The following is an 18,217-nucleotide window of genomic DNA, read 5'->3' on the forward strand; positions in this document are numbered from 1 at the left end:
GGTCACATGGCCCGCCAACAGCTACCACCGCAAATCAAGAAGATCGAACTCGGACGCATCGAACGCGGAAAACCCGTGATCCGCTACCAGCTCACCGTCGATGTCGGTGTGGATCCAGAGACCGGGAAGCGTAAGCAGATCCGCAAACGCTTCCCCACCGAGTCCGCGGCCCGTGACGAGCTGGCACGCATTCAAGCCACAGTGAAGGCCGGCACCTACGTCCACGACCACGCCGTCACCGTCGCCGAGGTGATCGACAACTACCTCACCTCGAAGCACGCATTGAAGCCATCCACCGCGACCGGATACCGAGTGTCGCTGGCACCGATCCGGCAACAGTACGGGGATGTGCCAGCACAGAAGCTGACCCGCCGGAACCTCGATGACCTGATCGCAGTGCTGCGGGCTGGTGAGCTTCCCACCGAGACGGGCACGCCGCGCAAACCGTGGAAGGCCCGCACCGTGAACCAGATGCTTACCGTGTTCTCCGCAGCCCTGGACAATCTCGTGAAGGAAGGCACTCTCGTCCGCAACGTCGCAGCACTGATCGACAAGCTGCCCGACGAACGCGAAGAAACCGACACCTGGTCGGAGGACGAGGTCGAACGGTTCCTCCTCGAGTGCCGTGATGATCCGTACGCACACGCCTGGTACCTCGCCCTGTCCGGGCTGCGCCGCGGTGAGATCTGCGGACTCAAATGGGACGACATCGACCTCGAGGCGAAGACACTCAAGATCACCCGGGCGCGGGTCAGTCACGGCAAGACGATCTCGGAGGGCACCACGAAGTCGAAACGGTCCCGCCGAACCCTGCCGCTACCTGACGATCTCGTGCGACAGCTGCGCGCTGCCCGCAAACGCCAGGCCGCCGATCGGCTGCTGCTCGGTGAGGCATGGACCGATTCGGGGTACGTGATCGTCGATCAGGCCGGCCAACCCCTGTCCCCCGGTGCTTTGTCGTCACGGTGGGTTCATGCGGTGCGGCGGGCGAAGGTGACGCAGATTCGGTTGCACGATGCCCGCCACACGTGTGCGACGTTGATGCACCTGCGTAATGTTCCGATCGCGGTGATCGCGGCGTGGCTGGGTCATGCGTCGGCGGCATTCACTCTGTCGCGGTATGCGCATTCGCAGGATCCGGCGATGGTCGAAGCCGCTGCGTTAGTGCCGTTGTCGGGAACCAGGACTGCGGACTAGCTTCTCCGACTCACCCACTCATAGACGCCGATATGCGCCCACAGCACCGCCCATGCTGCTAGGACCAATACGGCTGTGGTGATGAGGTAATCCGTGAACGAGAACCCGACCAGGAAGAACGCGCATCCAAGGATTGCGGCAGCGAGTGTTTGGGCCGACATGAAAGCCCATACCTTCCGGTCCTTCAGGTACCCGACGATCGTCATTCGCACATCGTATCCAGGAGGTATGACCAGATGCTCTATCTGCGCGAGTTGTTCCGCGATGTGACAATCGGTGACAATTCACCGTCTCGTGACACTCGCTGAAACCAGAAAACAGGCTCTGACCTGTGCCCCCAGTGGGACTCGAACCCACACTGTGCGGATTTTAAGTCCGCTGCCTCTGCCAATTGGGCTATAGGGGCGTGGGGATCACATTAGCGTTCACGACTGTCCACCACCGCGCCGGGGCGCGAGGTTCTTGAAGTACCGTGCGACGGGACGGCGTTCGTATCCTCTCCCCTCGTAGACGGAGGCCGGTACAGCCCGAGGACGGGACGCCACGCCCGGAGGGAGAGATCGAGTACGTCACTTCGTCGTTCGGCCGTGCAAGGTTCGATCCTCATTGCTCCTCGACCTCCTCGGATCCGACTTCGAATGTGCTCCTCGCCCGGGCTGTAACGCACCTCGATTTCCGGCCGACATCCTGCGGGGAGACAAGTACACAGCGGACAGCCGGGTGGTGAACCGGGCACGAAGAGAAGGACCATGGATGCGCTTCACGACCGCACGCCCACTGACCGGGCGACTCGCCACCGCAGTAGCCGTCATGGCCCTGGCAGCGACGCCGAGCCTGGTGGCCGCACCCTCCGCACAGGCCGAAGGCATCGTCTACCCCGCGTCCGTGAACGACTCCTTCTACAGCACCCCCGACGACATCGCCGATCGGCAGCCCGGTGACGTCCTCGCCGCGCGCGTCCTTCCGCCGCCGCTCGGATTTCCCGGCACCGACGCCGTCCAGTTGAAGTTCCGGTCGACGAACTCCGCCGGCGAACCGATCTCCGCAGTGACCACCGTGCTGTCCCCTCAGGGTGGGGCGCCGGGTCGTCCGCTCGTCTCGTACCAAGCCATCATCAACGCACTCGGGCTCGAATGCGCGCCGTCGACGGCGCTGTACGCACCGAACCCGCTGCGAGGGATCCGGGAGTCTCCCGGCCTGCTCATCGCGATCCAGCGCGGCTGGTCGCTGGCCGTTCCCGATCATCTCGGACCGAACAGCGCCTACGGCGCCGCGAAGGTCGGCGGGCAGATCACCCTCGACGGCATCCGGGCCGCGCAACGCTACGCACCGCTCGAACTCGCCGACAGTCCGGTCGGCATCGCCGGCTACTCCGGCGGCGGGATGGCGACAGCGATGGCCGCAGCACTCGCCCCGACCTACGCGCCCGAGATCCCGATCGTCGGCTCCGCCTACGGTGGCGTCCCGATGGACATCGGCGAGATGGCCCGGGAACTCGGCGAATCCGCGCATCCCGCCTTCGGATTGGCGATGGCGGCCGCCCTCGGCCTCGAACGTGAGTACCCGGACCGCATGCCGGTCAGCGAGCAGCTCAACGGTGCGGGGCGGGAACTGCGCGACCGCATCGCCAACGCGTGCACCAACGAAATCCTGCTCGCCGGTGCCGGTCGCAGCATGGCCGACGTCGCCGACGCGGCGGCGGGCCTTGCCCTGCTCGACAGCCCGACCGTGCAGGAGGTGCTGATGGAGAACAGCGTCGAGAAGGTCGCGACGGTGCCGAATGCCCCGGTGTACGAGTGGCATTCACCGACCGACGTGCTGATTCCTCTCGATGCGATCTCCACGACGCTGCGCAGGTACTGCGACGCCGGGGTGGCGGTGCGGACCGAACTCGTGCCGAGCCCGGATCACATCACTGCCGCCGTGATCGGCTTGCCGGGTGCGCTGGACTTCCTCGACGGCCGATTCGCCGGCGTTGCGCCGTCGTCGGACTGCGGGACGGTATGAACACCGCTCGGAGCGTGACTGGACGACAATTCCGTCGGACGTTCGCGGTCGGCGGCATGTCGCTTGCCCTGCTCGCGGTTCTTCCGGGCACGGCGTCCGCGCACCACCAGGAGTTCGTTCCCCTGCCGACCACATACTCGTTGGGGCGGGACCACTCGGTACCGTGCAGCGGGCAGCTGACCGGCCACGTGTTCGCCCCGCACCATCGACCGGGAACGATCCTCATCGATCTGTCCTGGTCGACGTTCTTGGGCGGTTCGTGCACCATCACCGCATTCGTCAACCACTGGGGAAGCAAGAGGAACGGCGTACGCGCCCTCGAGCTGACGTCTGCTCCCGGCGAACCCGGACACGCTCCCAGCGGACAGATCAGTATCGACATCGGTTCCGGCGATGCGGGAATGACAGTGACCACGGACGGCCTCAGCACGACCTATCTCGACCCCGCCCGGTTCACCACTCGTCTCACGGTGCCCTGACGGGATTTCCGGTCGTCACAATCGTTTCCGCTCGATCCGGCCAGGACATGCATCAGGCCCGCCTCGAATGACGAGGCGGGCCTGATGGTGTCTCGGATCCCCTGGGGGACGGGAGATCGAATCAGATCACGGTGATACCGGTGGCCTGGGGACCCTCGGCACCCTGGCCGATCTCGAAGCGCACGCGCTGGTTCTCGTCGAGGCTGCGGTAGCCGCCCGACTGGATCTCCGAGTAGTGCGGATCAAAGAACTAGCGGGCGACGGACAGGGCGATGCCGTCGAGGATGTCGTGCTCGCTCACGACCAGCTCGGTGATGCCGGCTCGGCGGCCGAGTTCCTCGGCGAGGACCGTGGTGATGATCGAGCCGCCGCCGATGACGTCGACGCGGCCGGGATGCATCGGGCCGAGCGCCGCGCGCTTCTCGCGGGTCGCGGCGACGAGACCGTCGCACACCTCGCGCAGGCGGTCGAACGGCACCGACGACAAGTGGATCTTCTCGGAGTCGTACTCGTCGAGTTCGAGGGCGAGCGCGGCGAGGGTGGTCATGGTGCCCGCGACACCCACCCAGGTGTGGGCCTGCTCGACCGGCACCCGCTCGAGCGCTTCGCGGATCTTGTCCGCCGCGACCTCCCGTGCCGCAGCGACCTGCGCGGCGGTCGGCGGGTCGTCGTGCAGGCACCGTTCGGTCAGCCGGACGCAGCCGATGTCGGTGGAGTAGGCGGCGTGCACACCGTCGGCGTCGCCGAGCACGACCTCGGTGGATCCGCCACCGAGATCGACGACGACGAAAGGCCCACGCGCGGAGTCGAGTTCGCCGACCGCACCAGCGAAGGACAGACGCGCCTCCTCGTCGCCGGTGATGACCTCTGCCTCGGCTCCGGGGATCACGGCACCGAGCACCTCGCGGGTCATCGCGAAGAAGTCCTCACGGTTGCTCGCGTCGCGCGTGGCCGAGGTGGCAACCATGCGAACGGCGGTGGCGCCGGTCTCGCGGATCAGGTCGGCGTACTCCACCAGCGCGACCCGCGTGCGTTCGATCGCCTCGGGGGCGAGACGACCGGTGGCGTCGACGCCCTGCCCGAGCCGCACGACCTTCATGAGGCGGGTGACGTCGGTGAGGGTACCGTCCTTCGCGATGTCGGCGATCAGAAGGCGGATGGAGTTGGTGCCGCAGTCGATTCCCGCGACCCTCACTGTTTTTCTCCACGAAGCTCGGCGTAGGTGGGCCAGTCGGCGGGGATCGCCGTGCCACGCAGACCGGCGTCGGCGGCGAGGGCTACGGATTCGTCGCCGAGCGGGTTGACGCCCGGTCCCTTCGCGAGCGAATGGGCGATCAGCACGTGCAGACACTTGACGCGTTCGGGCATGCCGCCGCCGGTGAAGTCGGTGCCGAGCGACTCGATCGCGTCGCGTTCGGCCAGGTACGACTCGTGGGCGCGCAGGTAGCCCGCAGCAAGTTCCTCGTCGGTGCCGAGGCGCTCGGTCATCTCCTTCATGACCCCGGCGGATTCCTGCCGGCTCGCTTCGGCTGTGAGGCGCGGGTCGGTGAGGTAGTACAGCGTCGGGAAGGGCGTGCCGTCGGGCAGCTTGGGCGCGGTCTTCACCACTCCGGGCGCACCGTCGGGGCAACGGTAGGCGATGGCCAGGACGCCGCGGGGTTCGCGCCCGAGCTGGGCGGCGACGGCGTCGAGGTCTTCTTGCGTGACGTGATCGGTCACCCGGGGACATCTCCTGGTTCTGGGGGTGCCACAGGCATCTGCTGGGGCACGGGTTCGGGCTCGGGTTCGGGTGCCGGTTCGGACACCGACAACCACAGGTCGCTGTACCAGGCGCCGGTCGTCGGCCGCTCGGGTTCGCGTTCCTCACGTTCGGGCGGGGCGTCGCCCGGCAGTTGCACCTGGTAGGGAATGTCGCCGGGGACGACGAACCGCAGTCGCTCGCGGGCCTGGGCGCGGACCCAGGCCGGGTCCTCCATGCGGGCCTTCTGTTCCTCGAGGGCCGCGATCTCCTGTTCGAGCTGCACGCGTTCGGCGGCGAGCTGCTCGGCTTCGGAACGCTGGCTCACGTAGGTGCGCAGCGGCACCGCGAGGGTGAGCGCGAGACCACACACGACGAGGGCGAGCACCACGGCGCGGCCGGTGGACAGGCCCAGGACGGTGCGTTCGGTGCGGGGGCGGCGGGAGTCGCGGGGCGCGCCGACCCGGGTGGGGCGGGCTCGCCCCGAACCACCGGGGCGGCCGCGACCGGGCGACGAATGAACGGGGTCCTCGCGGCCGGCCGGCCGCGCACCCGCGTTCTCGGCCGAGTGTTCGGCCGGCGCGGTAGATCCCGTGGGCCGGACCCGGCTCGGACGCCGGACGCCGGACACACCCTCGGTGCGGGTGCGCCTCGCTCCGGGACGGGATCTACCGCGCTGACTCATGCCGGCGATCAGCCCTCGACGGAGAACCGCGGGAAGGCGAGCTCGCCGGCGTAGCGAGCGACGTCGCCGAGGGACTCCTCGATGCGCAGCAGCTGGTTGTACTTGGCGACACGCTCGGAGCGGGCGGGCGCGCCGGTCTTGATCTGTCCGCTGCCGACGGCGACGGCGAGATCGGCGATGGTGGTGTCCTCGGTCTCGCCGGAGCGGTGGCTCATCATCGTCTTGTAGCCGTTGCGGTGCGCGAGGTCGACGGCGTCGAGGGTCTCGGTGAGGGTGCCGATCTGGTTGACCTTCACGAGCAGCGCGTTCGCGGCGCCCTTGACGATGCCGTCCTCGAGGCGCTCGGGGTTGGTGACGAACAGGTCGTCGCCGACGAGCTGGATCCTGTCGCCGATCTCCTCGGTGAGCGCGACCCAGCCCTCCCAGTCGTCCTCGCTGAGCGGATCTTCGATGGAGACCAGCGGGTACTGGCCGAGCAGCTCGGCGTAGAAGGCGCCCATCTCGGCGGCCGTCCGGTTCTGGCCCTCGAACTTGTAGCCGGTGCCCTCGGTGTAGAACTCGGTGGCCGCGACGTCCAGTGCGAGCGCGACATCGCTGCCCAGCTTCAGACCGGTCTTACCGATGGCCTCGCTGATCAGGTCGAGCGCGGCCTTGGTGCCCGCGACGTCGGGGGCGAAGCCGCCCTCGTCGCCGAGGCCGGTGGCCAAGCCCTTGCTCTTGAGCACGGACTTGAGAGAGTGGTAGACCTCGGCACCCCAGCGGAGGGATTCCTTGAAGGTCGGGGCGCCGATCGGGGCGACCATGAACTCCTGGACGTCGACGCCCGTGTCGGCGTGGGCGCCACCGTTGAGGATGTTCATCATCGGAACGGGAAGGATGTGGGCGTTCGGGCCTCCGACGTAACGGAACAGCTCGAGTCCGGACGACTCCGCACCGGCCTTCGCCACGGCGAGCGACGCGCCGAGTAGGGCGTTCGCGCCGAGGCGGCCCTTGTCGGGGGTGCCGTCGGCGTCGAGGAGGGCCTGGTCGACGGTGCGCTGCTCGGTGGCGTCGAGGCCGATGATGGCCGGGCCGATCTCGGCGAGGACGGCCTCGACGGCCTTCTCGACGCCCTTGCCGAGGTAACGGTCGCCGCCGTCACGCAGCTCGACGGCCTCGTGCTCGCCGGTGGAGGCGCCCGACGGCACTGCAGCGCGGGCGAAACTTCCGTCCTCGAGCAGCACTTCGACCTCGACCGTGGGGTTGCCACGGGAGTCGAGGATTTCGCGGGCTCCTACCTGCTCAATGATGGCCACTGGCTGATTCTCCTTCGATGGACTGTCACGCTGCGGTGTCTGCACGCTGGGGACAGCCTAACGGTCGCGACCTGCGTGTGAGGTACAGGCGCGCTCGAGGCCCGGCGCGGTACTGTCTACGGCCGCACTCCCACGCCGTAGGCAGCGGCGCGGTCGCGGACGAGCATCAGGTATTCGGTGGAGCGGTTGTAAGCCATCAGGGCGTTCGTCCAGCCCTCCGCGGTGGTCAGGTCGCCTCCGCGGTCGCACAGATAGCGGCCTGCGGTCAGGGCCGCGTCGTCGATGTTGTCGGGGTGGGCGATGCCGTCGCCGTTCGCGTCGACGCCCCACCGTTCCCAGGTCTCGGGGATGAACTGCATCGGCCCGACCGCCCGGTCGAGCACCGGGTCGCCGTCGAGGCGGCCACCGTCGGTGTCGCGGATCTCGGCGTTGCCCCGGGTGCCGTCGAGCGGGACACCCCGGATGGGCGGTGAGACGCTGCCGTCGGATCCGAGGGAGGCGCCGCCGAACCGTCCGTGGCTGCTCTCCACGTTGCCGATGCCGGCGAGGGTCGTCCACGACAGGCCGCAGTCGGGGGTGCCGACGGCCAGGACGGCCGCCGCGTGCCCGTACGCCTCGAGTGCGGTGGTGGGGATGCCCAGTTCGCGGGACTGTGATTCGGCCCAGTCGGCGAGCTGTGCTGCTGTGCGGCCGGGACCGTTCACGTCGATGGGCGGAACGGGCAGACCGGGTGCCGGCGGGACGCCGTCGGGGATCTCGACCGACGGTCGCCGGGGTGAGTGCAGAGCGGACTCGACCGCCACGAAGACGACGGCGACGAGCGCACTGAGCAGGACCACCGGCCACAGCCAGCGTCGGGGTTCTCGATCGGACGGCACCCCTCCATATTCCATACGGGACGAAAACCCCAAGTAGACGCACCGGCGCCGACGATCCCGCCTGATCGTCGGCGCCGGCCTCGGAGGGTGGAATCCGCGAGGGGTCGGACTCCACCGCTGTTTCGGCAACGATGTCCCTCAATACGCGCCGTCCCCGCTGAGGACCGCCCGGATGGTGCGACGCAGGATCGACAGGTCGAGCATGAAGGTCCAGTTCTCGACGTACCGCAGATCGGCCCGTACCGACTCGTCCCAGGACAGATTGCTGCGTCCGCTGACCTGCCACAGTCCCGTCACACCCGGTTTGACGAACAACCGCCGCGCCGCGCCGTCCTGTCCGTACCGGGCGACCTCGCATTCGAGCGGTGGGCGCGGGCCGACGAGCGACATGTCGCCCTTGACCACGTTGAACAGTTGCGGCAGTTCGTCGAGCGAGTACCGCCGGATGAAGCGGCCGACCCTGGTGACCCGCGGGTCCTCGCGGACCTTGAACAGCACTCCGGCACCGATGTCGTGATCGGCGATGTCGTCCTTGTGCTCGTCGGCGCCGACGACCATGCTGCGAAACTTGTACATCGTGAACGGGGTTCCGCCGCGTCCCACCCGTTGCTGACGGAAGAGGATCGGTCCTCTGCTGCCGACCTTGATCGCGACCGCGACGGCGAGCAGTGCCGGCGCGATCACCATCAGGATCAGCACCGCGAGGACCCGATCGAAGACGTTCTTCACGATCCAGGCCGGGCCGCTGTAGCTGGGGGCGCTCATCTGCAACAGGGGCAGCCCCTCGAGCGGGGAGATGTGCAGGCGCGGGCCGACGACGTCCATGAGCACGGGGGCGATGAGGAGCTCGGCACCGATCTTCTCGAGGTCCCAGCTGAGTCTGCGTGTCCGCGCGTGCGGCCACCGACCGGAGGGCAGGAGTGCGACGGCCTCGAAGTTGTGCTGCTCGGCGACGGCCAGGACGATCTCGTCGGTGCCGAGGACGGGGATGTCGTCGATGGCCACCGGCAGGGAGTCGGCGCCGCGGTCGACGGCGAGGCAGATGCCGTCGATCCGCCATCCGGCGCGTCGGAGGCAGTCGGCCCGGGAGACCAGCTCGTGCACCTCCTCCACGTCTCCGGCCACGAGCACCGAGTGCAGATATCGACCCTCGGTGCGGGCCTTCGAGAGGTGACGGCGGAGCAGCGTCCGCCCCAGCAGGGTGAGCACGAGAGCGATCAGCAGCGAGCCGAACGTCCAGGACTGACCGGCCGAGGTGCCCCATCCGTATCCGGCGACGGCCAGGGCGGCGACGGCGAAGACGTATCCGCGGACGACCCTCCGGTACTCCTCTGTGCCGGTTCCGAGAATTCTTTCGTCCCAGGCCTTCTGGATTCCGAGGGAGACGATCGCCGCAGTCATCGAGGCGCCGATGAGAACGGGGGTGCGCCACGAGTCGATCTGGTCGAAGGAGTGGTATCCGACCGTGACGACCACGTGGGCGATCACGAGCACGAACAGGTCGAAGCCGGTCACCACCGATCTGTAGCGGCGCTCGGTTCTCGGCCGGCGTACCGGTGGAGGAACGGACGCGACCTGCGAGCCCACGGGGAGCACGATGGTCGATCCGATCTTCCGTGCCCCGTTCGGTCCTGACCCGGCCTTCGTCGTCGGTGCGTCACGGTCGGAATCCGTGTCGAGAACCGTCGCGAAGTCGTTCTCACGCTTGTACATTCAAGGTCACCCCAGTCCGGAGTCACGGTTACCCCGACTCCCAAACCGTACCTTGAGATTGTTTTTCACGCAATAACAGACTTCTAGCATCTTCAGTGGGTCAGTCGGCTCTTCACGGTCTTCGTCGCCGCCCACGTGTCCATGTTCCACGGCAACCGCACACTCCCGGCCTGAAGCATCCACCGGAGCCGGTCCGGCGTGGTCGGCCTGCTCAACAGAAATCCTTGCGCCCGTGTGCAACCCAGATCCAGCAACTGCTTCACCGTACCGACGGTCTCGACACCCTCGGCGACCACCTGCAGACCGAACGACGAGGCCAGCCCCACGATGGAATCGACGATGACCCGGTCTTCCTCGCTGTGCTCGAGATTCTGCACGAAACCCTTGTCGATCTTGAGTGTGTCGACGGGAAGGGCCTTGAGATGCCCGAGCGAGCTGTACCCGGTCCCGAAATCGTCGATCGCGACCCAGACCCCCAGGCGCTCGAGCCGGCGGAGGGTGTCCTTCGTGCGCTGAAGGTCTCCGACGACCACGTTCTCGGTGATCTCGAGGCACAGCTCCGACCCCACGAGGCCGTGGCGGTGGAGGACCGATCTCACTGTGGCGTCGAAATCCATCGACACCAGCTGGACGGGAGAGACGTTGACACTCATCGTGATCCGCAGGTCGGGGATTTTCCGTTTCCACTCCGCGAGCTGCGCACAGGCCCGTGTGACGACCCACTCCCCCAGTTCCCCGGCGAGATTGGTGGCCTCGGCGACTTCGACGAATTCTCCCGGCTGGAGCACCCCCAGCGGCGACCGGTTCCATCGGACGAGCGCTTCGACGCCGAGGATCGTCCCGGTCCGCAGGTCGATCTCGGGCTGGTACTCCAGTGTCAGATGTTCGTCGTCGATCGACGTCCGGAGGTTCATCTCGATGATGGTGCGGCGCTTGCCCTTCTCGTTCATGTCCTCGGTGAACACACCCACACCGTTGCCGCCCTGCCGCTTGGCCACCATCATCGCCTGATCGGCGCGACTGAGCAGGGTCGCCGAACTCAGCTCCCCCGGCGTCCCGAGCGCGACACCCACGCTGACGCCGCGCCCGACGGTCCGGTTGCCGAGCGCGACGGACGCTCCCACCGCGTCCTGGTACACCTCGGCCCGTTCCATCGCCTCCTCCATCGACGACGGGCCGGCCAGCACCACGACGAATTCGTCGCCGCCGAGCCGGGCGACGAGGTCGTCGGGTCGGCTGCCCTTCGCAAGACGGTCCGCGATCCTGCAGAGATACGAGTCGGCCGCGTCGTGACCGAGGAAGTCGTTCAACGCCTTGAGGCGGTCGAGGTCGAGGAACAGCAACCCGACGGGCCCCTCGGCGCCCGGTTCGAGCCGTTTGTCGAGATATTCGAACAGAGCGCGCCGGCTCGCGAGTCCGGTGAGGGCGTCCTCGTAGGCGGCGCGCCGCAGGTCCTCTTCCGCGCGGACACGTGCCTGCACCTGCGCGAGCAGGACCGCGATCAATGTCAACGCGTTGACCTCGTCCTCGCTCCACGGCCGGCCACCCTCGTTCACGAACCCCAGTACGCCGGTCGTGATCTGCCCGGACACGAGCGGCACGGCCACCATGGATACCTCCGACCATCCCGACGCGGCGAACACCCGCTCGGTGTAGTCGGGCGACTCCACGACCGGATACGACGCCCCACCGGCACCCGCCAGGAGTGGCTCCTTCAGATGCTCGACAGCGGCGAAGACGGGATCCGCATCGCGGAAGTAGACGACACCGATCGGATCGGGGTCGGGCACGTTCTCCCGGGTAGGCCACTCGGCGACCAGGATCGTCGCCCCGATCTCGTGGTCGTTGTACCTCAGGAAGCAGGTGTCGACCCCGAGATCGTCGACGAGATCCCGGAGCACGAGACGCACCACCTCGAGGTGCGACGCAGCGTCCGCGGGCATCAGCCGAGCGGCGATCCTGGTGACCAGGCTTTCCAGCGTTCTTCTCGTACCGGGCATGAGGCCTCCGTCGTCAGCCTCGAGCAGGGATGAGTCCGTCGACGTCGCCGGCGTGGCGCACGCGGTCGTTACGGCGCCGGCTGCGCATCGTCGCCGCCGAGGCACGGCCGAAGCGCAGCAGCAGGGCGAGGCCTCCGCCCGCGGGAACCTCCAGGACGGCAGCCAGCTCCTGCCGGAGCACGTCGAGATCGTCGACATGCTCCGGGCTCAGGTGCTCGAGATCGCTCCGCGTATCGGCGTACAGGAAGACCGGCGACACGGGCTGGACGGCCAGACCGACCTCCTGCGCCGCGATCCAGACGCTCTCGACCACCGCACCGCCCCGGATGTAGTCCGCGGGCGACCGGCCCTCGGTGAACACCGCGACGAGCCCGGCACTGCCGAGCACGCGGTCGCGGGTCATCCTGCCGAGTCCCCTTCCGAGTCCCCATTCCTCGAGCAGGTCGAGGGCGTCGTCGCGCAGGACGACGTCGAGCATTGCCGCCTCCGCGGTGTCGAGCCCGAGCGAGTCCACTTCGATCCCGCTGTCGGGATCGGGGTCGTCCGGCCACCTCAGCTCGGCGACCATCTCGCTGCGGAGCCGGCCGTCGAGATACCGCACGCGGTCCGATTCCGTGAGGATCTCTGCAAGGCGGGCGATGTCGTCGCTCTCGGTGACGACCTCGATACGTCCGCCGAGGAGCCGGGCGGCCGCGTGCATCGCCTCGAGTTCGTCGTCCGTGACGGTGTGGGGGTCACCGGGTGAGCGGTTGGTCGCGCGCGCAAGCATGCCCGAGTGGTACGCCGCGAGATCCGGATCGGTGTCGCTCCCCAGCTCCAGGTGGGCCAGCGGGACACCCGGCTCCGGTTCGCCGGGAGGGTCGAGCACCGTGGCGGGACCCAGGATCTTGTGGTTTGCCGCGGCCACCCGCGCGTTGTGCAGGGCCGCGCCGAGCGCGACGAGACTCCCGCGCCGGTGCAGGTCCATCAGGACGGGTTCCGGTTCGGGTGCCAGCGCGAACGTCAAACAGTCCGGTTCGACGACGATCGACCACGGTTGGGCGTTACCGCCGGAGGGTGCCCGGATCGCGGCGTCGATCACGGCCTCCAGTGGATCCTGCGGCGTCTCCCCGTCCGGAGAGGCGCCCGCAGGCACCCCAGGGGCCGCAGAAGGCATGTCGGGTGCCTCGGAGTGCACAGAAGGCACGTCGGGTGCCGCGGAGTGCACAGAAGGCACGTCGAGCGCGTCGAGGTGCCGGTCGAGATCGATCCGGACCCGTCCCGACGCGATCGGGTGACCGAGGACGATCCCGCGCACCGCCGCGGACACGGTCACGCCGCCGAGGCCGACGTCGGCTCCGAGTTGCGGCCAGGTCTCCAGGGATTCACCGACCTCGAGCATGGAGGCCGCCATGCGCGCGGAGATCTCCTCCGGGTCGAGCAGACACAGCACGTACGGGACCTTGTCGCGGGTGGAGAGGGTCTGCAGCGTTTCGGGGTCGATATCGCCGAGCAGACCGTGGAAGGGCAGCAGGTCGCCGTCGAGATCGAACCGTTCGACATCGAGCAGTCCTCGATCGCTGGTGTGCATCACGACGGGGAGCCGTCGCCGCGCCGCTTCCGTCCGGATCAGCAGCTTCACGTCGAGCGAATCGCATTCGTCGACCACCACGTCGAGGTCCCGGCAGAACGCCCCCACCGTGTCGGGGGTGACGCCGTCGGTCCATACCTCGACGGGCAGGTAGGGGTCGAGTTCGGCGATCCGCCGTGCCGCGATCACGGCCTTGTTCACGCCGAGGTCCGTGACCGATACGGGCAATCGGTTCATGTTGGACAGTTCGAGCTCATCGAAATCGGCGAGACGTAGTGCGCCGCAGGCCCCCTCGAGGGCGAGGGTGTAGGCGACGGCGTAGCCGACGCTCAGTCCGACGACGCCCACCTTCGCGGACCGCAGGCGTGCCTGTTCTTCGGCGGTGATCTTGTTGCGATTGCGGTCGAGCCGGAGTCGGTCGAATCCGGCCGGGCCGAGGATCCGGACCGCGATGCGGCTCCAGGGATAGTAGGCCCATCGCGGGGCCTCATCCGGGAGGTCGTCATCGAGAGCGGCGAGGCCTGCTCGTTGGTCGTCCAGTCGATCCCGTAGGTCCACGCCGTCGCGACGCAGCCGATCCAGGACGTCCATGTCCGCTTCGAGGTCCTCGGCGAGTAGCAACGCCGCGCACGGTATGTCCTCCGAGGGCATCACATCTCCCCACCCGATCCCTTCAGGTCGCCCCTTTCCAGCGAGCGTAGAGCAAGCAGGGAGGACATATACGTGAAACCGGGCGCCGCATCGGAGGCGAGGAGCTTCTCGAGTTCGCGGCTCCGCCGCTCCGACCTGCACCGCTCGACGTCCCACACGATCAGGTGCGTCCGGTAGCGGTCGTCCGGATAGGGGCAGGGCGGGATCTCGTCGACGATCTCCGCTCCCACCTCCTGCCAGCGGGCCACCGCTGTGCTCGCCGAGGTGGCCACGAGGTAGCGCGTGCCGAGCAGTTCCATCGAATAGGTCAGTGTGCGTGCCACGCCCGCGCTGAGTTCGTGCCGGCGCACCGCACCGGAGCCCACCCACGTGCTCTTCACCTCGATGAGGCCGTGGGGGACGTAGGCGTCGAGTATCCGCGCGATCCTCGCCCGGATGCCGGGATCGGTCCATTCCCGGAAGGCGTGCGACTCGCGTCCGCTGCCGTACGGCCCCTGGGCGCGGGAGCCTCCTTGGACGACACCGTCCGTCGTCACGGCGGCGAAGAACAAGGATGTGGACGTCCCGTCACGGATCGATGCGTATTCGAGAGCGCCCTCGGCGCCGAAACGGCGGTAGGCGGCGCGGGCGCCGTCGAGGAACTGCACCCACAGGTCCGGCTCGCCTTGCGGCGTGGCGGCGACGAAGTGATATCCCGAGTCCTCGTCCCAGAAGTCGAGCGTGCGGCGCATGAAGAGCGGCTGGGGATACACGGGCGGCCCTTTCCGCCCGCGATCCGCCGAACGCCCCCCGACGAGGTCGCGCTCGGCGAACCGGGGCATGCTCAGATCACGGAGATGTACAACTCGGGTTCGCCCCGTTCCGGGATGACCGCCACCTCCTGGGTGTAGGCGCGCGTGATCGCGCCTTCCTTCTCGGCCATCTCCACCTGCCGCCAGAGATCCTTGTAGAGATCGGGCGACGGGCCGTCGGGGACGAAACGCGCGGCGTACCGCTCGTCGACCCGGATCATCGAGTCGCCGACCTCCAGATCGTCCGGATTGCCGAGGCGGTATCCGAAGACCGCGGACCAGCCGACGCGGGGTTGGCAGTTGAACACCGCCACGAGATCGCGAATCTTCCGCAGCCGCAACCGTTCCAGGGTGAAATCGGTCAGATCGCCCGATTCTCCGAAAACTCCCGGTTCCGCTCCCGGGACCACGAGTCCGCCGACGAGGCAAGGTTCCACCTTCACGACCGTGAACGTCATCGTTCCTCCTCCTGCCTCGGGTCGACGATCGCGACGTAGAGTTCGATTCCGAAGGCGTGCGGGTAGGTCTCGAAATCGCCGGTGAAGGCGCGGGTGATCTCACCCTCCGCTTCGGCGTCCCAGATCTGGCGCCACAGGTCGTCGAAGACGTCCGTGAATCGACTTCCCACCGCGGAGAACTTCGCGTAGGTGCCGGCCGGAACACGGGATACGACATACCCCTCGGGGACGTCGTCGACCGACGAGCAGCAGAACCCCACGGTCTGCGTGTAGTACGAATCTATGTCTTCCGCGTGATCGGTGTAGGTGGCCGCGAACGGACCGTAGGTTTCCCCGTTCAGCAGGGCAGCCCATGCCTCTTCGAGGTGCGGATCTCGGAGTTGGCCGAGAGCTCGGCGGGGACTACGAACCGGAATACCGGCAACGAGGGTTTCGCGGCGATCCACGATTTGAAACGACATCGGGCAGTTCCTCCAAACACGTCCAGCTTCCCCCTGCATCGCGTGCACTGCCCGACACCGGCACAACGACTACGAATATGAGGCTAGGGGGTGAGACGGCAGGTTTCCAGCCAACACGAAAACCAAACTAAAGTCTTTTTTCAGCTTGTTTCCCTTCTTTGAGTATGGTTTATTGGGGGCATCGAGTTCGGGCGCCGGCCCGGACACGCTTCTTCCAGCGAGGGGGCACCCGCATGAAGTGCCGACTGTGCAATTCGGACCGCCTGACCAGCATCCTGGACCTCGGAGCCACTCCCCCGTGCGAACGATTCCTCACGGCCGAGCAGCTCGACCTCCCGGAATGCACCTACCCGCTCCACCTGCGCCTGTGCGAGGACTGCCTGCTGCTGCAGATACCCGCGCTGATCACTCCGGAGGACACCTTCACCGAGTACGCGTACTACTCCTCGTACTCGCAGTCGTGGGTCGACCACGCCCGGCGCTTCGTGCGCGACGCGCTCGGAAACGGGCGGTTGCGACCCGATTCGACCCTCGTCGAGGTGGCGAGCAACGACGGTTACCTGCTCCGTCACGCGGTGGATGCCGGCATCCGGTGCCTCGGCATCGAACCTTCGGTCAACGTCGGGGAGGCGGCCCGGGCCGCCGGTGTGCCGACCCACACCGGATTCCTCGATGTCGAACTCGCAGAAAGCATCCGGTCGGAACACGGACCCGCGGACCTCGTCGTCGCCAACAACGTCTACGCCCACGTACCCGATCTCGTCGGATTCACGCGGGCACTGCGTCTGCTCATGGCCGACGACGGCTGGCTGAGCATCGAGGTCCACCACGCCCTGAACCTGGTGGCGCTCGGCCAGTTCGACACGATCTACCACGAGCACTTCCAGTACTACACGGTGCTGTCGGCCGCCCGGGCCCTCGCGTCGGGAGGACTCCGGGTCGTCGACGTCGAACTGCTCGACACCCACGGTGGTTCGATCCGCGTATGGGCACGACCCGAGCAGGTCGCGCAGAACCGGACGCCGCGCGTCGCAGAGGTCATCGAGATCGAAAGGCGCGCAGGACTGCACGATCCCACCGGTTACTTCCGGCTCGAACCGCTCGCGCGTACCTCCCGCCTGGAGCTGTTGCGCTTCCTCCTGCAGTGCCGCGAGGACGGTCTGTCGGTGGTCGGCTACGGTGCACCCGGCAAGGGCAACACCCTGCTGAACTACTGCGGAATCCGACCGGACCTGTTGTCCTACACCGTCGACCGGAATCCGTACAAGCACGGACGCTTCACCCCGGGGACCCGGATCCCCATCGAGCCCGTCGAGCGGATCGCCCAGGACCGGCCGGACATCGTCCTCGCACTGCCCTGGAACCTCGAACCCGAGCTGACCCGCCAGCTCGCCTACATCGTGGACTGGGGCGGACATCTCGTCTTCCCCCTCCCCACCATCCACACGGCCATCGGTGAACCCGAACTGTCCTGGAGGACCACATCATGAAGGTTGTACTGTTCTGCGGCGGTTACGGCATGCGCATGCGCAACGATCGCAACGACCAGATCCCCAAGCCCATGCAGATGGTCGGTCCGCGCCCCATCCTGTGGCACATCATGCGCTACTACGCGCACTTCGGGCACAAGGAGTTCATCCTCTGCCTCGGCTACGGCGCATCCAAGATCAAGGAGTTCTTCCTCGACTACCACGAGGAACAGTCCAACGACTTCGTCCTGCACGGCAACCGGGTCGACTGCCTCAGCACCGACATCAGCGACTGGAAGATCACCTTCGTCGACACCGGACTCGAATCGGCGATCGGCGAACGCCTGCGCCGCGTCCGCCGATATCTCGACGGCGACGAGCACTTCCTCGCGAACTACGCGGACGTGCTGACCGATGCCCCGCTCGACGACATGATCGAGGCGTTCCACACGTCCGGGGCCACGGCCTCCATGCTCGTCGTGCCCCCGCAGTCGTCCTTCCACTGCGTCGACGTCGCGGAGAACGGCGAGATCAAGGAGATCACCCCGGTCAGCAACTTCCCCATCTGGGAGAACGGCGGATACTTCGTCCTGAACCAGGCGATCTTCGACCTGTTGCCACCCGGCGGCGACCTCGTCGCCGACGTGTGCGGACCGCTCGCAGGCCAGGGGAAACTGTTCGGCTATCGCCACTTCGGGTTCTGGAAACCGGCCGACACCTTCAAGGAACGCGCCGAACTCGACGACAACTTCGCACGCGGTATCCATCCGTGGACGGTGTGGGAGACACCGGCGGTGACCTCGTGAACCTCATGACCGCCGACGA

At 67.4% G+C, this 18,217-nt stretch carries 17 protein-coding genes, 1 tRNA gene and 1 pseudogene; 5 read left to right on the forward strand and 14 right to left on the reverse strand.

Annotation, left to right across the window (positions count from 1 at the left end):
* Nucleotides 1-6: 6 nt before the first annotated feature.
* The gene (locus K3M35_RS05360) at nt 7-1,197 is read left to right on the forward strand and encodes a tyrosine-type recombinase/integrase (RefSeq protein ID WP_220666124.1); all 1,191 of its coding nucleotides are present in this window, start codon (nt 7-9) and stop codon (nt 1,195-1,197) included.
* Here the strand turns inward: K3M35_RS05360 and K3M35_RS05365 are convergent.
* A complete protein-coding gene (locus K3M35_RS05365) occupies nt 1,194-1,403 on the reverse strand; it encodes a hypothetical protein (protein WP_220666125.1) in 210 nt (69 codons plus the stop codon). The genes K3M35_RS05360 and K3M35_RS05365 overlap by 4 nt on opposite strands.
* Nucleotides 1,404-1,529: 126 nt before the next feature.
* Nucleotides 1,530-1,603 (reverse strand) — tRNA-Leu (locus K3M35_RS05370).
* Between the two features lie 347 nt (nt 1,604-1,950).
* Between K3M35_RS05370 and K3M35_RS05375 the strand changes: the two genes are divergently transcribed.
* Together K3M35_RS05375 and K3M35_RS05380 are read left to right on the forward strand one after the other, a co-directional pair.
* Nucleotides 1,951-3,204 carry a lipase family protein gene (locus K3M35_RS05375; RefSeq protein ID WP_039584581.1) on the forward strand — a complete coding sequence of 418 codons (1,254 nt, stop codon included), beginning with the start codon at nt 1,951-1,953 and terminating at the stop codon, nt 3,202-3,204.
* 56 nt (nt 3,205-3,260) lie between these two features.
* Nucleotides 3,261-3,683 (forward strand): hypothetical protein, encoded by a 423-nt coding sequence (locus K3M35_RS05380; RefSeq protein ID WP_081263552.1) that lies wholly within the window; start codon nt 3,261-3,263, stop codon nt 3,681-3,683.
* Nucleotides 3,684-3,804: 121 nt separating this feature from the next.
* On the opposite strand, the pseudogene K3M35_RS05385 reads toward K3M35_RS05380, so the two are convergent.
* The 12 genes and pseudogenes from K3M35_RS05385 to K3M35_RS05440 all read right to left on the reverse strand — a co-directional run.
* Nucleotides 3,805-3,921: pseudogene (locus K3M35_RS05385) on the reverse strand (cold shock domain-containing protein); the annotation flags it as partial.
* 12 nt (nt 3,922-3,933) lie between these two features.
* Nucleotides 3,934-4,878 carry a Ppx/GppA phosphatase family protein gene (locus K3M35_RS05390; RefSeq protein WP_064062138.1) on the reverse strand — a complete coding sequence of 315 codons (945 nt, stop codon included), beginning with the start codon at nt 4,876-4,878 and terminating at the stop codon, nt 3,934-3,936.
* Nucleotides 4,875-5,402: a DUF501 domain-containing protein gene (locus K3M35_RS05395; RefSeq protein ID WP_064062139.1), complete on the reverse strand. Its 528-nt coding sequence runs from the start codon at nt 5,400-5,402 to the stop codon at nt 4,875-4,877. Before K3M35_RS05395 ends, K3M35_RS05390 begins: the two co-directional genes overlap by 4 nt.
* On the reverse strand, nt 5,399-6,106 hold the full coding sequence (locus tag K3M35_RS05400) for a septum formation initiator family protein (protein ID WP_072740582.1): 708 nt from the start codon (nt 6,104-6,106) through the stop codon (nt 5,399-5,401). Before K3M35_RS05400 ends, K3M35_RS05395 begins: the two co-directional genes overlap by 4 nt.
* An 8-nt stretch (nt 6,107-6,114) precedes the next feature.
* Nucleotides 6,115-7,401, reverse strand: coding sequence for a phosphopyruvate hydratase (gene eno, locus K3M35_RS05405; RefSeq protein ID WP_024103250.1), 1,287 nt, complete (start codon nt 7,399-7,401; stop codon nt 6,115-6,117).
* Nucleotides 7,402-7,517: 116 nt separating this feature from the next.
* On the reverse strand, nt 7,518-8,240 hold the full coding sequence (locus K3M35_RS05410) for a lytic transglycosylase domain-containing protein (protein ID WP_037216300.1): 723 nt from the start codon (nt 8,238-8,240) through the stop codon (nt 7,518-7,520).
* A 177-nt stretch (nt 8,241-8,417) separates the two neighbouring features.
* The gene (locus tag K3M35_RS05415) at nt 8,418-9,794 is read right to left on the reverse strand and encodes a sugar transferase (RefSeq protein ID WP_308257059.1); all 1,377 of its coding nucleotides are present in this window, start codon (nt 9,792-9,794) and stop codon (nt 8,418-8,420) included.
* A 290-nt stretch (nt 9,795-10,084) separates the two neighbouring features.
* On the reverse strand, nt 10,085-11,992 hold the full coding sequence (locus tag K3M35_RS05420; protein ID WP_064060598.1) for a bifunctional diguanylate cyclase/phosphodiesterase: 1,908 nt from the start codon (nt 11,990-11,992) through the stop codon (nt 10,085-10,087).
* A gap of 13 nt (nt 11,993-12,005) precedes the next feature.
* A complete protein-coding gene (locus K3M35_RS05425; RefSeq protein ID WP_064060602.1) occupies nt 12,006-14,213 on the reverse strand; it encodes an Rv1355c family protein in 2,208 nt (735 codons plus the stop codon).
* Nucleotides 14,213-14,965 carry a hypothetical protein gene (locus K3M35_RS05430; RefSeq protein WP_174556321.1) on the reverse strand — a complete coding sequence of 251 codons (753 nt, stop codon included), beginning with the start codon at nt 14,963-14,965 and terminating at the stop codon, nt 14,213-14,215. The genes K3M35_RS05425 and K3M35_RS05430 overlap by 1 nt, the downstream gene beginning before the upstream one ends.
* A gap of 71 nt (nt 14,966-15,036) precedes the next feature.
* Nucleotides 15,037-15,462 carry a hypothetical protein gene (locus K3M35_RS05435; protein WP_064060597.1) on the reverse strand — a complete coding sequence of 142 codons (426 nt, stop codon included), beginning with the start codon at nt 15,460-15,462 and terminating at the stop codon, nt 15,037-15,039.
* Nucleotides 15,459-15,923, reverse strand: a complete 465-nt coding sequence (locus K3M35_RS05440) for a GyrI-like domain-containing protein (RefSeq protein WP_064060596.1) — start codon at nt 15,921-15,923, stop codon at nt 15,459-15,461. The genes K3M35_RS05435 and K3M35_RS05440 overlap by 4 nt, the downstream gene beginning before the upstream one ends.
* A gap of 233 nt (nt 15,924-16,156) precedes the next feature.
* Here K3M35_RS05440 and K3M35_RS05445 point away from each other — a divergent pair, with 233 nt between their 5' ends.
* Together K3M35_RS05445 and K3M35_RS05450 are read left to right on the forward strand one after the other, a co-directional pair.
* Nucleotides 16,157-17,413, forward strand: coding sequence for a class I SAM-dependent methyltransferase (locus tag K3M35_RS05445; protein ID WP_064060595.1), 1,257 nt, complete (start codon nt 16,157-16,159; stop codon nt 17,411-17,413).
* Nucleotides 17,410-18,198, forward strand: coding sequence for a glucose-1-phosphate cytidylyltransferase (locus K3M35_RS05450; protein ID WP_033098266.1), 789 nt, complete (start codon nt 17,410-17,412; stop codon nt 18,196-18,198). Before K3M35_RS05445 ends, K3M35_RS05450 begins: the two co-directional genes overlap by 4 nt.
* Nucleotides 18,199-18,217: the final 19 nt, after the last annotated feature.

Source organism: Rhodococcus sp. DMU2021 (assembly GCF_019641445.1).
GTDB classification, from domain to species: Bacteria; Actinomycetota; Actinomycetes; order Mycobacteriales; family Mycobacteriaceae; genus Rhodococcus; species Rhodococcus pyridinivorans.

What these genes read in the sequence shown, in the direction of transcription:
- K3M35_RS05380 (WP_081263552.1), top strand. Translation starts at nt 3,261, where the DNA reads ATGTCGCTTGCCCTGCTCGCGGTTCTTCCGGGCACGGCGTCCGCGCAC.
- K3M35_RS05425 (WP_064060602.1), bottom strand. Translation starts at nt 14,213, where the DNA reads ATGCCCTCGGAGGACATACCGTGCGCGGCGTTGCTACTCGCCGAGGAC.
- K3M35_RS05375 (WP_039584581.1), top strand. Translation starts at nt 1,951, where the DNA reads ATGCGCTTCACGACCGCACGCCCACTGACCGGGCGACTCGCCACCGCA.
- K3M35_RS05435 (WP_064060597.1), bottom strand. Translation starts at nt 15,462, where the DNA reads ATGACGTTCACGGTCGTGAAGGTGGAACCTTGCCTCGTCGGCGGACTC.
- K3M35_RS05400 (WP_072740582.1), bottom strand. Translation starts at nt 6,106, where the DNA reads ATGAGTCAGCGCGGTAGATCCCGTCCCGGAGCGAGGCGCACCCGCACC.
- K3M35_RS05360 (WP_220666124.1), top strand. Translation starts at nt 7, where the DNA reads ATGGCCCGCCAACAGCTACCACCGCAAATCAAGAAGATCGAACTCGGA.
- K3M35_RS05365 (WP_220666125.1), bottom strand. Translation starts at nt 1,403, where the DNA reads ATGACGATCGTCGGGTACCTGAAGGACCGGAAGGTATGGGCTTTCATG.
- K3M35_RS05445 (WP_064060595.1), top strand. Translation starts at nt 16,157, where the DNA reads ATGAAGTGCCGACTGTGCAATTCGGACCGCCTGACCAGCATCCTGGAC.
- K3M35_RS05440 (WP_064060596.1), bottom strand. Translation starts at nt 15,923, where the DNA reads ATGTCGTTTCAAATCGTGGATCGCCGCGAAACCCTCGTTGCCGGTATT.
- K3M35_RS05420 (WP_064060598.1), bottom strand. Translation starts at nt 11,992, where the DNA reads ATGCCCGGTACGAGAAGAACGCTGGAAAGCCTGGTCACCAGGATCGCC.
- K3M35_RS05450 (WP_033098266.1), top strand. Translation starts at nt 17,410, where the DNA reads ATGAAGGTTGTACTGTTCTGCGGCGGTTACGGCATGCGCATGCGCAAC.